A 15,395-nucleotide genomic window follows, 5' to 3' on the forward strand; every position below is an offset into this window, starting at 1 on the left:
CCCGCGGGCTTCGGGTCGGCGACGGCTCCCGTAGGGTTCCCTAGGGTTCCGTGGCGGCCCCTACCCGGGCCGGCGATGGGTCCGAGGGGACGCGAGCGCCTCGACGGTCCGGGCCAGCATGCGGCGGCCGTGCTCCTCGAACCCCTCGTCTCCCATGTCGTGGGACCAGACCACGGTGCCGAGCGACTGGCCCAGGTGGTCCAGCCAGCGCCCGGGCGTGAAGGGACCATCCGGGCGGCCGTAGCCCTCGAACAGCGCTGGCGCCAGGTCGGGATCGGCCAGGAACTCCTGGTGCTCGAGCCGGACGAGGTCGGTGTACCAGGGGCGGAGCTCGGCCCGGCCGAAGTCGATCAGGCCCAGCGTCCCGGTGGCGTCCACGATCCAGTTCCGCGGCTGGAAGTCCCCGTGGGTCGGCACGAGCTCCACGGGCGCGGGAACGAACCCGTCCAGCCACTTCCGGGCCGCGGCCAGATGCGGCGCGGGCGCCAGCGGCCGTCCGGCCGAGGGGCCCTCCGCGCGGTCGAGCCAGGACCGGCACTTGCGCAGCATCGTCGTCTCGTAGCGGCCCTTGTCCCGCGGTGATGACGTCGGACCGCAATGCAGCAGTGCGAGCATCCGCCCGGCCTGCCGGTAGGCGTCCGGATCGCCCGCTGCCGGCGTCCCCGTCGCGATCCGTCCCGGGAGGTACCGCGTGACGAGGAGCCCGGCATCGGCGTCGTACCTCAGGAGATCCGGCACGAGCGCGGGGCCGGCGTCGTACCTCAGGAGATCCGGCACGAGCGCCGGGCCTGGCTCCACCAGGGGCCCGGCCGCGCCCCTAGGTTCGGCCCGCCATCCGCGGCCCGGCCCGGCCTCGGATGGGGGCCGGCGTCCTGGCCCGTGGCCCTGCCCGCGGCCGGCCGCCGTTGTCCGTCCGTTGCCCGGAGCCGCACCGCGCAGGGGAGCCAGCCACTCCCGGTGCGCCCGCGCTTCACGCGCCAGATGGTGGGAGGTCTCCGAGGCCTTGAGGATGAGCGTCCCGTCAGGTGCCTCGAAGCGCAGCACGGTGATGCCGAACGGCCAGCTGTGGTCCACCGTGCCCCGGGCTTCGGGGAACCACTCCCGCAGAAGCGCCCGTTGGGCGGCGCTCAGCGCCGGATGCTCCCACGGTGCGCCTCCGCCGGGGCCGTCGGGCTCAGCCACGGGGGCCCCCGGATGTCCTCGCTACCGGCCCGCAGCCGGAACCAGGGGCCTTCCGCGCCGCGGCGTCCGACGCGCGGAGGTCACCAGGCATGGGCCGCACGCGCGAGGTGTCCCCTGAAGCCCGCGAGTTCCGCGACGAGCTCCGCCGCCGATCCCGGGCCGCCGAGACCCGCGCCCTCGCCGGCATAGACGGGAGCCTGGGACGCGTCCCCTGCGGCACGCGCCGACTGGATGCCGTCGCGGATGCCGGGGTCCGCCGCGACGGCCGCCTCGAGCGCCGCCTCGTGTCCCGCCCAGCGTCCGCTGAAGTCGTTGCGCAGGGCGCGGCCGCCGTACTCGCGTGGCCACGGGATGCCTTGGGCGATGTCGAAGGCGCGGGTGTAGACGGTTCCGTCGAGACGCGCGGAGGAGATCGCCTCCTTGACCTGCGGCTTGCCCAACGCCTCCGAGCAGGCCGCGAAGCGCGTGCCGACCCACGCCGCCGCGGCGCCCGCGGCCAGGACGGCGGCCACGCCACGGGCCGTCGCGATCCCTCCCGCGGCGACCACGGGCTTGTCGGTGGCATCGAACGCCCACTGCAGGAGGGGAAGGGTCGCCGCCTCGTTGCGTCCGTGGCCTCCGCCCTCGCCGCCGCGGCACACGACGACGTCGATGTCGTCCTCCAGCGCCCGGCGCAGCTCGGCCGCGTTCCCGACCTGCATGGCCGTCGCGACGCCGGCCGCGCGGGCCAGTTCCGCCGCCGGGCCCGGATCCCCGAAGCTGACGCAGATCAGGGCCGGCGAGTGATCGAGAAGTACACGCACGGGATCCAGTGACGATTCGAGGACCCAGGCCATGAGGCCCGCGCCCCACGGGAGGTCCGGGGCCGCGGCGAGGACGGCCTGTTCATGGATCCACTGTGGCGTGGCCTCTCCTCCGATTCCGACCATGCCGAGTCCGCCCGCGCGGCTGACGGCCGCCGCGAGGGCACCGCCGGCCGCCCCTGCCATCGGGGCATTGATGATCGGCTCGGCCAGGACCGGCAGCCCGGTCCGGGACGGAGTACGTGGGGAAGACGGTTCGGTAGCCATGGGGCCAGTCTAGGAAGGTCCCCTGACGCTGTGATGCAGACCTCAGGACGCGGTTTGCGGGGCAGCGGGCCAGGCGGGTGGCCGAAGGGGGCCGGATCCCAGTGTTCACGCGGAGTTTCGACGGGGGACGCCCCGATTTGGCATTGCCTCCGGGGGAGTGTAAAGTTTTCTGAGTCGCCGGGACGAGGACAGCGGAAACGCTGAAGATCGCGAGGCGGCCAAACCCTTCAAATTCAGTCCGAAAAGGACCGCGGTGCTCTGCGCCACGGAATCGATCGGATGAACCGCGAAGAGTACCGAAGATCAGCCGGAAACGGTGGATTTGCGGGACGACACGCAGTAGGGTAGCTTGGACAAGTTGCTCCAGAGCGCAGCAGCCGGCCGGTTGGGTTGGTTGTGGAGGCTGGATGTGCCTGTTGTTTGAGAACTCAATAGTGTGCCATGTTTGTTGACACCGATTTTTGTATTGGTGAATGGCTTTTCTGGTGCCACCCCCGTGGTGCTGGGAGGGTTTTTTGCCGGGATTTTTTGACTTGGTGCAGCTGGGTCCGCATTTTCCTGTGGGTTTGGTTGTGTCTGTATTTTTTTTACGGAGAGTTTGATCCTGGCTCAGGATGAACGCTGGCGGCGTGCTTAACACATGCAAGTCGAACGATGATGCCCAGCTTGCTGGGTGGATTAGTGGCGAACGGGTGAGTAACACGTGAGCAACCTGCCCCCGACTCTGGGATAAGCCTGGGAAACTGGGTCTAATACCGGATATGACCGGCCACCGCATGGTGTGTTGGTGGAAAGATTCATTGGTTGGGGATGGGCTCGCGGCCTATCAGCTTGTTGGTGGGGTAATGGCCTACCAAGGCGACGACGGGTAGCCGGCCTGAGAGGGTGACCGGCCACACTGGGACTGAGACACGGCCCAGACTCCTACGGGAGGCAGCAGTGGGGAATATTGCACAATGGGCGCAAGCCTGATGCAGCGACGCCGCGTGAGGGATGACGGCCTTCGGGTTGTAAACCTCTTTCAGTAGGGAAGAAGCGCAAGTGACGGTACCTGCAGAAGAAGCGCCGGCTAACTACGTGCCAGCAGCCGCGGTAATACGTAGGGCGCGAGCGTTATCCGGAATTATTGGGCGTAAAGAGCTCGTAGGCGGTTTGTCGCGTCTGCCGTGAAAGTCCGGGGCTCAACCCCGGATCTGCGGTGGGTACGGGCAGGCTAGAGTGCTGTAGGGGAGACTGGAATTCCTGGTGTAGCGGTGAAATGCGCAGATATCAGGAGGAACACCGATGGCGAAGGCAGGTCTCTGGGCAGTAACTGACGCTGAGGAGCGAAAGCATGGGGAGCGAACAGGATTAGATACCCTGGTAGTCCATGCCGTAAACGTTGGGCACTAGATGTGGGGGACATTCCACGTTTTCCGCGTCGTAGCTAACGCATTAAGTGCCCCGCCTGGGGAGTACGGCCGCAAGGCTAAAACTCAAAGGAATTGACGGGGGCCCGCACAAGCGGCGGAGCATGCGGATTAATTCGATGCAACGCGAAGAACCTTACCAAGGCTTGACATGGGCCGGACCGGGCTGGAAACAGTCCTTCCCCTTTGGGGCCGGTTCACAGGTGGTGCATGGTTGTCGTCAGCTCGTGTCGTGAGATGTTGGGTTAAGTCCCGCAACGAGCGCAACCCTCGTTCCATGTTGCCAGCGGGTTATGCCGGGGACTCATGGGAGACTGCCGGGGTCAACTCGGAGGAAGGTGGGGACGACGTCAAATCATCATGCCCCTTATGTCTTGGGCTTCACGCATGCTACAATGGCCGGTACAAAGGGTTGCGATACTGTGAGGTGGAGCTAATCCCAAAAAGCCGGTCTCAGTTCGGATTGGGGTCTGCAACTCGACCCCATGAAGTCGGAGTCGCTAGTAATCGCAGATCAGCAACGCTGCGGTGAATACGTTCCCGGGCCTTGTACACACCGCCCGTCAAGTCACGAAAGTTGGTAACACCCGAAGCCGGTGGCCCAACCCCTTGTGGGAGGGAGCCGTCGAAGGTGGGACCGGCGATTGGGACTAAGTCGTAACAAGGTAGCCGTACCGGAAGGTGCGGCTGGATCACCTCCTTTCTAAGGAGCAGCTAGCACTTGTCCGCCGGGGATGCATGTCCTTTGGTGGTGGTGTTCAGTGTTTGCCCGTTGCCGCCACGGATGTTGGTGGGCGGGCGCTCATGGGTGGAATGTCGATGAATCGTGGCCTGGGATCTTGCTGGTCCCCTGTTCGTGAGTACGCCTGGTCCGTGCGCCCCCTTTTTGTGGGGTGTGTGGGTGGGGTGGGAAAGCGGTGGGGGGTTGGTGGTCCCGGGTCCATGGCACACTGTTGGGCCCTGAAGCAACAGGCGCCCTGCCTGAGCCGGTGTTCGTGCCGGGGGGTGGGTGGTTGTTGTTTTCCCGCGCATGGCCTAAGCCGGCCCCGTATCGTCCTTGTTTCCCAGTGTTTGCTGGTGTTGCGGGGGTGGGGGGTTGGTGGTGGGTGTGATGGGGGTTGTTGTTTGGGAACTGCATAGTGGACGCGAGCATCTTGTATGCCATCGCCTTCGGGGTTTTGTCCCTGTGGGTGGTGGAGTGCAATAGCAATTTCTTTGATGATGGAAGACCCTGTCCGCCCCGGTGTGGGTGGGCGTGGTTTTCTCGATTGTTCGTAAGTAAGTGCTCTTGCTTGGCCTGTTTGTGGTCAAGTTTTCAAGGGCGCACGGTGGATGCCTTGGCATTGGGAGCCGAAGAAGGACGTGGGAATCTGCGATAAGCCTGGTGGAGTCGATAACCGGACGTTGAGGCCAGGATTTCCGAATGGGGAAACCCCGCACAGCGCGCGAGTGTCTGTGTGACCGGCAGCTGAACACATAGGCTGTCCGGGGGGAACGCGGGGAAGTGAAACATCTCAGTACCCGCAGGAAGAGAAAACAACAGTGATTCCGTGAGTAGTGGCGAGCGAAAGCGGATGGGGCTAAACCGGTCCATGTGTGATAGCCGGCGGGCGTTGCATGGCCGGGGTCGTGGGACCATCCATACCAGTTCTGCCGGGCTGGTGGGGCGAGGTGCGGGCGTATAGGCGAACCGGTTTGAAGGCCGGACCAGAGGGGGTGTGAGTCCCGTAGCCGTAATGCGTTCCGCCGTCCTGTGGTGGCATCCCAAGTAGTACGGGGCCCGAGAAATCCCGTGCGAATCCGCCAGGACCACCTGGTAAGCCTGAATACTACCCAATGACCGATAGCGGACAAGTACCGTGAGGGAAAGGTGAAAAGTACCCCGGGAGGGGAGTGAAACAGTACCTGAAACCGTGTGCCTACAATCCGTCGGAGCCTCCTTGTTGGGGTGACGGCGTGCCTTTTGAAGAATGAGCCTGCGAGTTAGTGCTGTGTCGCGAGGTTAACCCGTGTGGGGGAGCCGTAGCGAAAGCGAGTCTGAATAGGGCGATTCAGTGGCACGGTCTAGACCCGAAGCGGAGTGATCTACCCATGGCCAGGTTGAAGCGCGTGTAAGAGCGCGTGGAGGACCGAACCCACTTCAGTTGAAAATGGAGGGGATGAGCTGTGGGTAGGGGTGAAAGGCCAATCAAACTCCGTGATAGCTGGTTCTCCCCGAAATGCATTTAGGTGCAGCGTTGCGTGTTTCTTGCCGGAGGTAGAGCTACTGGATGGCCGATGGGCCCGACCAGGTTACTGACGTCAGCCAAACTCCGAATGCCGGTAAGTCAGAGCGCAGCAGTGAGACCGTGGGGGATAAGCTTCATGGTCGAGAGGGAAACAGCCCAGAACGCCGACTAAGGCCCCCAAGCGTGTGCTAAGTGGGAAAGGATGTGGAGTTGCCCAGACAACCAGGAGGTTGGCTTAGAAGCAGCCACCCTTGAAAGAGTGCGTAATAGCTCACTGGTCAAGTGATTCCGCGCCGACAATGTAGCGGGGCTCAAGCACACCGCCGAAGTCGCGTCATCCGGATACCAGGCAGGCCTTCGTGGTCCAGCCGTCCGGGTGGGTAGGGGAGCGTCGTGCCGGCAGTGAAGCCGCGGTGGAAACCAGTGGTGGAGCCGGCACGAGTGAGAATGCAGGCATGAGTAGCGAAAGACGGGTGGGAAACCCGTCCGCCGAATGATCAAGGGTTCCAGGGTCAAGCTAATCTGCCCTGGGTAAGTCGGGACCTAAGGCGAGGCCGACAGGCGTAGTCGATGGACAACGGGTTGATATTCCCGTACCGGTGAAGAACCGTCCCTACCGGACCGGCGATGCTAACCGCCCCAACCATCCACCGGGATCCCTTCGGGGCTCCCACCGGGTGGGCGGCGCGGGAACCGAGCCGGCGAGGTCAGCGTATTAACAGGTGTGACGCAGGAAGGTAGCCGGGCCAGGCAATGGAATCGACCTGGTCCAAGGGCGTAGGCCGGGGAATAGGCAAATCCGTTCCCCGTTACATGGCTCAGACCCGATAGGCGCCCACGTTGGTGGGTGATCCGGTGATCCTATGCTGCCAAGAAAAGCATCGGCGCGAGGTTCCAACCGCCCGTACCCCAAACCGACACAGGTGATCAGGTAGAGAATACCAAGGCGATCGAGAGAATCATGGTTAAGGAACTCGGCAAAATGCCCCCGTAACTTCGGGAGAAGGGGGGCCCCAACCCTGAGCACGCCACGCGTGTGTGAGGGGATCGGGGCCGCAGAGACCAGGGGGAAGCGACTGTTTACTAAAAACACAGGTCCGTGCGAAGTCGCAAGACGATGTATACGGACTGACTCCTGCCCGGTGCTGGAAGGTTAAGAGGACCGGTCAGCCGCAAGGCGAAGCCGGGAATTCAAGCCCCAGTAAACGGCGGTGGTAACTATAACCATCCTAAGGTAGCGAAATTCCTTGTCGGGTAAGTTCCGACCTGCACGAATGGAGTAACGACTTCCCCGCTGTCTCAACCATGAACTCGGCGAAATTGCACTACGAGTAAAGATGCTCGTTACGCGCAGCAGGACGGAAAGACCCCGAGACCTTTACTATAGTTTGGTATTGGTGTTCGGTGCGGCTTGTGTAGGATAGGTGGGAGACTGTGAAGCGGACACGCCAGTGGCCGTGGAGTCGTCGTTGAAATACCACTCTGGCCGTACCGGATTCCTAACTTCGGCCCATGATCTGGGTCAGGGACAGTGCCTGATGGGTAGTTTAACTGGGGCGGTTGCCTCCCAAAAAGTAACGGAGGCGCCCAAAGGTTCCCTCAGCCTGGTTGGCAATCAGGTGTCGAGTGTAAGTGCACAAGGGAGCTTGACTGTGAGAGCGACAGCTCGAGCAGGGACGAAAGTCGGGACTAGTGATCCGGCGGCACCTCGTGGAAGGGCCGTCGCTCAACGGATAAAAGGTACCTCGGGGATAACAGGCTGATCTTGCCCAAGAGTCCATATCGACGGCATGGTTTGGCACCTCGATGTCGGCTCGTCGCATCCTGGGGCTGGAGTAGGTCCCAAGGGTTGGGCTGTTCGCCCATTAAAGCGGTACGCGAGCTGGGTTTAGAACGTCGTGAGACAGTTCGGTCCCTATCCGCTGCGCGCGCAGGAAATTTGAGAAGGGCTGTCCTTAGTACGAGAGGACCGGGACGGACGAACCTCTGGTGTGTCAGTTGTACTGCCAAGTGCACCGCTGATTGGCTACGTTCGGATGGGATAACCGCTGAAAGCATCTAAGCGGGAAGCCCGCTTCAAGATGAGATTTCCATACCACTTGTTGGTGAGAGGCCCCCAGCCAGACCACTGGGTTGATAGGCGGGACGTGGAAGCGAGGACCAAAGACTCGTGAAGCCGACCCGTACTAATAGGCCGACAACTTACACCACAAACACCACACCACGTGTGTGGCAAGCATGCTGCGTCCACTATGCGGTACCGAAACAACAACCAGTTTCGATGTACCACAACCACATAAACACTGTCACGGAAACAACCACGTGACCCACAAGATTTCCCACCCCCACCACGGGGGTCGCGGAGCAAGGGTTACGGCGGTCATAGCGTGGGGGAAACGCCCGGTCCCATACCGAACCCGGAAGCTAAGACCCACAGCGCCGATGGTACTGCACTCGGGAGGGTGTGGGAGAGTAGGACACCGCCGGACACACATTCAGGCCAGGGCCCCAACCACACGGTTGGGGCCCTGACCCATTTAACCCACGATTTACCGCTTTCCCCTCACATCCGCCACGTCATCCTTGTAGCGTGGGCAGCGCGGCACCCTGGTGCCGCCGAAGCGAGGAGGATCCCATGGACCAGTCCGAGGTCGAGGCGCTCGAGTCCTGGTGGCGGGCCGCCAACTACCTGTCCGTCGGCCAGATCTACCTGCGCTCCAACCCGTTGCTGCGGCGGCGCCTCGAACCCGGCGACGTCAAGAAGCGACTTCTCGGCCACTGGGGAACGACGCCCGGACTGAACTTCGTCTACGCGCACCTGAACCGCGCGATCGTGGCCCGCGGGCAGCAGATGCTCTTCGTGACCGGGCCGGGGCACGGCGGGCCGGCGAACGTCGCCAACGCCTACCTCGAGGGCACCTACACCGAGGTCTACCCGGAGATCACCCGGGACGAGGACGGGCTGGCCCGCCTCTTCCAGCAGTTCTCCTTTCCGGGCGGGGTCCCGAGTCACGCCGCCCCCGAGATGCCCGGCTCCATCAGCGAGGGCGGTGAACTCGGATACTCCCTCTCCCACGCCTACGGCGCGGCCTTCGACAATCCGGACCTCGTCGTCGCGTGCGTCGTCGGGGACGGCGAGGCCGAGACGGGGCCCCTGTCGGGGGCGTGGCAGTCCACGGCGTTCGTCGACCCCGTCCACGACGGCGCCGTCCTGCCGATCCTGCACCTCAACGGCTACAAGATCGCCAATCCCACGGTGCTGGCCCGCATGCCCGAGGCCCGGCTGCGCAAGTACTTGGAGGGCCACGGCTACGCGCCCCGCATCGTCGACGTCGGGGACGGTTACGACCACGAGGAGGCACACCGGTCCTTCGCCGCCGCACTCGACGAGTGCCTCGATGCGATCGCCGGCATCCAGCAGGCGGCCCGTGGCCGGGGCGTGGCTGGTGGGCCGGCGGACGAAGTGGGGAGGCCGGCGGGTGCGGACGGTGGGCGGGGGAACCGGGACGCGGGGCCGGCGGACGGAGGCGCCGGGCTAACTGCGGGCACCGGGTTGACCGCGGGCGCCGGCGCGGAGGGCGTTCCGGCCTGGCCGATGATCGTGTTGCGCTCGCCCAAGGGCTGGACGGGCCCGCGCGTCGTGGACGGCCTCCCGGTCGAGGGGACCTGGCGCGCACACCAAGTGCCCCTGGCCGGGATCCACGACGACCCCGCCCACCTGGCCCAGCTCGAGGACTGGCTGCTGTCCTACCGCCCCGGCGAACTGTTCGACGACGACGGCGCGCTCCGCCCCGCCGTCGTCCGCCTGGCCCCCGAAGGCGCGCACAGGATGAGTGCAACCGACCACGCCAACGGCGGCAGGCTGCTGGAGGAGCTCGAACTGCCCGACGCCGCCGCCCACACCGTCGAGGTGGCGGAGCCCGGGACCACGCGACTCAGTGCCATGGTCAACCTCGGCGGCTGGATGCGGGAGGTCGTGCGGCTCAACCCCCGGACCTTCCGCCTCTTCGGCCCGGACGAGACCGCCTCCAACCGGCTCGCCGCGGTCTACGAGACCACCGACAAGGTCTGGCAGCAGCGCATCCTCGAGACCGACGAACACCTCGCGCGTTCCGGCCGCGTGATGGAGGTGCTCAGCGAACACCTCTGCCAGGGCTGGCTCGAGGGCTACCTGCTCAGCGGGCGGCACGGGGTGCTGAACAGCTACGAGGCGTTCGTGCACATCGTCGACTCGATGTTCAACCAGCACGCCAAGTGGCTCAAGGTGCACCGCGGGCTCGACTGGCGGGCCCCCGTGGCGAGCCTGAACTACCTCCTGTCCTCGCACGTCTGGCAGCAGGACCACAACGGCTTCTCCCACCAGGACCCCGGCTTCATCGACCACGTCGTGAACAAGAAGGCCGACGTCGTGCGGGTCTACCTGCCCGTCGACGCGAACACGCTCGTGCACACCATGGACCACGTCATGCGCACGCGGGACTACGTCAACGTCGTCGTCGCGGGGAAGGCGCCGGCCCTGCAGTGGCTCGGCCCCGAGGAGGCCAGGGTCCATTGCGCTGCCGGGATCGGGACGTGGGACTTCGCGGGCTCGGGCCACGGGGGTGAGCCCGACGTCGTGCTGGGGTGCGCCGGCGACGTCCCGACCGCGGAGGCCGTCGCCGCGGCGAAGCTGCTTCGGACCGATCTGCCCGGCCTGGCGGTCCGCGTCGTCAACGTCGTGGACCTCATGCGCCTCCAGGACCACCGGGGTCACCCCCACGGGCTCGAACCGGAGGCCTTCGACGCCTACTTCACCGTGGACAAGCCGGTGGTCTTCGCCTACCACGGCTATCCGTGGCTCATCCACCGGCTCGTCTACCGCCAGCGCAACCACGCCAACTTCCACGTCCGCGGCTACATCGAGGAGGGCACCACCACGACGCCGTTCGACATGGCGATGCTCAACGGGATCGACCGCTTCCACCTGGCCCTCGACGTGCTCGAACGCGTTCCAGGGCTCGCGGCGGAACACCCGGAGCTGCGGGAGAAGTACGAGGGGATGCGCGCGGACGCACGGGCCCACACGCGCGAGCACGGAGAGGACCCGGAGGAGATCACGGGCTGGACGCTCTGATGCGGCGCGGCCCCGGGGTCAGGCCTGGGTGTGCGGCGCCTGCGAAAGCGGGGACGACGCCGGGGCCCGGGCGCGGAGCGCGGCCACGGAACGGGTGAGCGAGGTCGGGGCGCCGGCGCGCGCCCCCGCCCGCGAGGCCGCCTTCCCCCCGGGGGCGACGGGTTTCGCGGTCAGGTGAACCGCTGTGCCCGGCGGGCGCTGGCGGCGGCCACGGCAGTACAGTGATGACCAACACAGCCGGGCGCCGCCCGGGCGGACGGGCTCGATCCCGCCGCCCCGCAGAGGCCCCGGACCGCTCCGCGCACCCACGCGGCAACCACAGGCCGCGGCGCTGCGACGCCGCAGAGAAGACGGGACGCCATGACCGCTGAACCGACCACCCGCGTGGACCACCGGGACCACGCCGTCCGCCCCCAGGACGACCTCTACCGCCACGTCAACGGCTCGTGGCTGGCCACCGCAGAGATCCCGGGGGACCAGGGCAGCTACGGCTCCTTTATGCAGCTCCGCGACGAGTCGGAGGCCGCGGTCCGCGAGATCATCGAGGACGCCCAGGCCGATCCGGCCGGCCCCGACGGTGCCGTGGACCCGCGCAAGGAACGCATCGGTGCGCTCTACGCGAGCTTCATGGACGAGGACGCGATCGAGGCCCGCGGCATGGACCCCATCCGCGAGGACCTCGCCGCGGTGTACGCGGTCGGCGGGATCGACGAGCTCGTGCGCCTCACGGGCGCCCTGCAGCGCCGCGGCGTCTCCGGCTTCTACAGCGCGGGCGCCAACTCCGACGCGGGCCAGCCGGACAGGAACCTGCTGACCCTGCTGCAGTCGGGGCTCGGCCTGCCGGACGAGTCGTACTACCGGGAGGAGCAGTTCGCGGAGCTCCTCGGCGAGTACCGGACCCATCTGGGCCGCCTGCTGGGCCTCGCCGAGGTGCCGGACGCCGAGGAGGCGGCGGCCGCCGTCGTCCGCCTCGAGACCGCGCTCGCCGCGCACCACTGGGACCGCGTGAAGTGCCGCGACGCCCAGGCCCGCTACAACCTGCTCACGGACCGGCAGCTGTTCGCCCTGCATCCGTCCCTGGAACTCTGGTTCGAGGGGGCGGGGATCGAGCCGCGCTACTTCGCCGAGGTGGACGTCTGGCAGCCGAGCTACCTCGAGGGGCTCGAGCAGGTCCTCGCGGAGCAGCCGCTGGAGACGTGGCGCCACTGGCTCGCCGTGCAGCTCGTGCGCAGCAACGCCCCGTACCTGTCCAGGGCGTTCGTGCTGGAGAACTTCTCCTTCTATTCCGCCAAGCTCGCCGGGACGAAGGAGCTCAAGGAGCGCTGGAAGCGCGGCGTCGCGTTCACGGAGGGCGCCGTCGGCGAGGACATCGGCCAGCTCTACGTCGAGCGGCACTTCCCGGCCGAGGCGAAGGAGCGGATGGAGGCGCTCGTCGCCAACCTGACGGAGGCCTACCGGCAGTCGATCTCGGATCTGCCCTGGATGGGGGCCGAGACGCGCGGCAAGGCGCTCGAGAAGCTGGGCATGTTCCGGCCGAAGATCGGCTACCCGGTGAAGTGGATCGACTACTCGGCGATCCAGGCGGACCCGGCCGACCTCATCGCGAACGTCGCCTCCGCCAACGCCTTCGAGTTTGCCCGCGAGCTGCAGAAGATCGACGACGGCGTGGACAAGGAGCTGTGGTTCATGTACCCGCAGACCGTCAACGCCTACTACCATCCGCTGCTGAACGAGATCGGCTTCCCGGCCGCGATCCTGCGCCCGCCGTTCTTCGACGTGCACCGCGACGCCGCGTCGAACTACGGTGCGATCGGCGCGGTGATCGGGCACGAGATCGGGCACGGCTTCGACGACCAGGGTTCGCAGTTCGACGGCACGGGCGAGCTGCGCAACTGGTGGACGGACGAGGACCGCGGCGCGTTCGAGGCGCTCACGGGGCGGCTCGTCGAGCAGTACGAGGCCCTCGTCCCACCGGAGGCGCCGGAGCACCACGTCAACGGCAAGCTGACCCTGGGCGAGAACATCGGCGACCTGGGCGGGCTCGGGATCGCGTACAAGGCCTACCGCCTGGACCTGGCCGCGCGCGGGCTGGGGGAGGACGAGGTCGTCGACGGCCTGAGTGGCGATCAGCGCTTCTTCTACTCGTGGGCCGAGTGCTGGCGCACGCTCACGCGACCGGAGACCATGGTCACGCGCATCACCACGGACCCGCATTCGCCGGGCGAGTTCCGCTGCAACCAGGTGCCGCGGAACATGGACGCGTTCCACGAGGCGTTCGGCACGCGCCCGGGCGACGGCATGTGGCTCGAGCCCGGGGAGCGCGTCGTCATCTGGTAGCCCAGGGTCCTCTTGGGGCAAGGGCAAGGACGACGCCGGGGCCGCACCCGGGTGCCCGGGCGCGGGTCGCGCCGCCTCCGGCTAGGACTCCTCGAAGTAGCCGGCGATGTCGTCGATGAGCTCGCCGACCGCGGCGGGGACGGAGGCATGGATGCCCTTCGGGGACTCCTCGTAGCCGGAGCCGCCGACGGTGCGGTGCAGCTTCTGGGCGGTCGCCCGGAAGTAGGCGGGGCTCTTCGCGCCGGCCATAAAGCGGGTTCCGGAGGGCAGCCGGGCGAAGCGAGCGGCGTGCTCGGCCTCCTCGAGCGCGGCGGTGAGCTCGCCGACGCCCGTGGGCAGCAGCTCGCGCGCCATGCGCCCCAGGGGGGTGCGGGCCGTGCCCGCCAGGAGCGCGGCGAGGATGGGTTCGGGCACACGCGAGAGCGTCGGCGACGTCGCCATGCCGCGCTGCATCCGGGCCAGGGCGCGTCCGGGCCTCCCCGCCTTCACGGCCTCGCGGAAGCCCTCGATCCAGCCCGAGTCAACGCTTCCGTCGATGTTGATCGCTGGGTCGTAGACGGCGAGCCGGTCCGGCACGAGCGCGGGTTCGGCGAAGCGCGCGTCGGCGGAGTCGTGGCCCTGGAAGGCCTGCACGGCGTTGAGCACCACGGCCCCGCCGAGGGAATGGCCGAAGAGGTTCCGGGCGCCGGTGGTGCGCAGCATGAGCGCGACGTCGGCGATCTCGGTGTCCATCGAGTAGTCGGCCGGCTGCCCCGTGGAGCTGCCCCGTCCCCGCCGGTCGTAGACGTCGACGGCCCATTCGGGGCCGAGCCGCTTGCTCAGGGCGAGGGCGAACGGGCGGTAGATCAGGGCCGTGATGAAGGCGCCGCCGACCACGAGGATGCGGCGCTCGCCGGGAGCGCTGGGGTTGCCGTAGCTGTACAGGGCCAGGCGGCCGCCGTCGTGCGTGGGGACGATCCGTTCTTTCATGGTCTCCCTATCTTCCTTCATGGAAGCGCGCGATCCGGCGCAGGAGTAGCCCGGAGGCGCGGATCGGCCCGTCGTGCAGGTGACCGCGCACGGTTTCCGCGGTCGCGCCGGGCGCGCAGGCGGCGATGAGCCGGGCGGACCGGGCGAAGTAGGCGGGGCTGTACTGGCCGGTCAACAGCAGCGCGCCGGGCGGCAGCCGACGCAGGGACTCGTGGGGGACGGGCGCGTCGAGGACGGCGCGCATCTCGCGGACCGCAGTGGGTAGCAGGGAGCGCATCTCGCCGCCGAGCCGCGTCTTGGCCGAGAGCAGGCTCATCACGCGCAGGGAGCCGAGCGGCAGGCGCGAGACGGGGCCGGCCGTGCCGAGCCCCTTGACGAGCAGGGCCCAGGCCTCGTCGAGGCGACCGGCGTCGGTGGCCTCTTCCAGCTCCGGGCGCCAGAGCCGGGCGAGCGATCCGTCGAGGTCCAGGGCCGCGTCAAAGGTCGCCAAGCGGTCGATTAGCTCCGGGGTCCGCAGCCCCGCGGCGAGCGCCACGGCCCCGCCGTAGCTGTGCCCGAACACGGTACGGGCGCCCGTCGCGCGCAGGACGCGGGCCAGGTCCGCGGCCTCGGTCGCGAGCCCGTAGCCCGGACCCTGCGGGGCGGAGCCGCCACGGCCGCGCCGGTGGTAGCTGTGCACGGGAGCGCCGATCCGTGCGGCGAGACGCCGGCAGAAGAGCGCGTAGACGGCGTCCGTTACGAGGGTGCCGTGGACCAGGACGACGCCGGGGCCCGGCTCCCCGGCCGAGCCCGCTTCCCGTAAGGCGTGGGGCCCCTGTGCGCTACCCGGCTCCCAGGCCCAGTCGGGCTCCCGTGCCGCGGGGAGCCCCCGTGCGGCAGCCGTCCCCCGCGGGAGGTGGGTGTGCACCTCGAGGAGGGCTCCGGCGTCGTACTCCGGGTCCGGGAGGCGCCCCGGAGCTGTGGGCACCGGCTCTTCCCGGGTTCCCGGACCGCCCCCTGGACCGGCGGGCGCCGGCTCCGCGCCGGCCGCTGCGGGAACCCACCAGGTGGTGCGGAGGATGCGCGAGCGGGCCATGCGGGCAGGCTA

At 67.3% G+C, this 15,395-nt stretch carries 6 protein-coding genes and 3 rRNA genes; 5 read left to right on the forward strand and 4 right to left on the reverse strand.

From position 1 onward, the window contains the following. Window positions 1–60: 60 nt before the first annotated feature. Window positions 61–1,182 carry an aminoglycoside phosphotransferase family protein gene (locus AC0QR5_RS12750; RefSeq protein ID WP_329861897.1) on the reverse strand — a complete coding sequence of 374 codons (1,122 nt, stop codon included), beginning with the start codon at window positions 1,180–1,182 and terminating at the stop codon, window positions 61–63. Between the two features lie 80 nt (window positions 1,183–1,262). Next, window positions 1,263–2,252, reverse strand: coding sequence for an NAD(P)H-dependent flavin oxidoreductase (locus AC0QR5_RS12755; RefSeq protein ID WP_329861896.1), 990 nt, complete (start codon window positions 2,250–2,252; stop codon window positions 1,263–1,265). Window positions 2,253–2,838: 586 nt separating this feature from the next. Between AC0QR5_RS12755 and AC0QR5_RS12760 the strand changes: the two genes are divergently transcribed. The 5 genes from AC0QR5_RS12760 (at window position 2,839) to AC0QR5_RS12780 (ending at window position 13,339) form a co-directional block, all read left to right on the forward strand. Then, a 16S ribosomal RNA gene (locus AC0QR5_RS12760) occupies window positions 2,839–4,364 on the forward strand. Between the two features lie 602 nt (window positions 4,365–4,966). After that, window positions 4,967–8,100: ribosomal RNA gene (locus tag AC0QR5_RS12765) — 23S ribosomal RNA — on the forward strand. A 161-nt stretch (window positions 8,101–8,261) separates the two neighbouring features. Then, a 5S ribosomal RNA gene (gene rrf, locus AC0QR5_RS12770) occupies window positions 8,262–8,378 on the forward strand. Together the 16S, 23S and 5S rRNA genes form the textbook arrangement of a ribosomal RNA operon. Before the next feature lie 146 nt (window positions 8,379–8,524). Then, window positions 8,525–11,002 (forward strand): phosphoketolase family protein, encoded by a 2,478-nt coding sequence (locus AC0QR5_RS12775; RefSeq protein WP_329862862.1) that lies wholly within the window; start codon window positions 8,525–8,527, stop codon window positions 11,000–11,002. Between the two features lie 360 nt (window positions 11,003–11,362). Further along, window positions 11,363–13,339, forward strand: a complete 1,977-nt coding sequence (locus AC0QR5_RS12780; protein WP_329862864.1) for a M13 family metallopeptidase — start codon at window positions 11,363–11,365, stop codon at window positions 13,337–13,339. 81 nt (window positions 13,340–13,420) lie between these two features. Here AC0QR5_RS12780 and AC0QR5_RS12785 read toward each other — a convergent pair whose 3' ends face one another. Together AC0QR5_RS12785 and AC0QR5_RS12790 are read right to left on the reverse strand one after the other, a co-directional pair. Then, the gene (locus tag AC0QR5_RS12785; RefSeq protein WP_329862866.1) at window positions 13,421–14,308 is read right to left on the reverse strand and encodes an alpha/beta hydrolase; all 888 of its coding nucleotides are present in this window, start codon (window positions 14,306–14,308) and stop codon (window positions 13,421–13,423) included. Between the two features lie 7 nt (window positions 14,309–14,315). Beyond that, entirely contained in the window at window positions 14,316–15,383 is a 1,068-nt protein-coding gene (locus tag AC0QR5_RS12790) for an alpha/beta fold hydrolase (protein WP_329862868.1), read from the reverse strand. Between the last annotated feature and the right edge of the window lie 12 nt (window positions 15,384–15,395).

The sequence above is a fragment of the Arthrobacter sp. J156 genome, assembly GCF_056172865.1.

What these genes read in the sequence shown, in the direction of transcription:
- AC0QR5_RS12785 (WP_329862866.1), bottom strand. Translation starts at nt 14,308, where the DNA reads ATGAAAGAACGGATCGTCCCCACGCACGACGGCGGCCGCCTGGCCCTG.
- AC0QR5_RS12775 (WP_329862862.1), top strand. Translation starts at nt 8,525, where the DNA reads ATGGACCAGTCCGAGGTCGAGGCGCTCGAGTCCTGGTGGCGGGCCGCC.
- AC0QR5_RS12780 (WP_329862864.1), top strand. Translation starts at nt 11,363, where the DNA reads ATGACCGCTGAACCGACCACCCGCGTGGACCACCGGGACCACGCCGTC.
- AC0QR5_RS12755 (WP_329861896.1), bottom strand. Translation starts at nt 2,252, where the DNA reads ATGGCTACCGAACCGTCTTCCCCACGTACTCCGTCCCGGACCGGGCTG.
- AC0QR5_RS12790 (WP_329862868.1), bottom strand. Translation starts at nt 15,383, where the DNA reads ATGGCCCGCTCGCGCATCCTCCGCACCACCTGGTGGGTTCCCGCAGCG.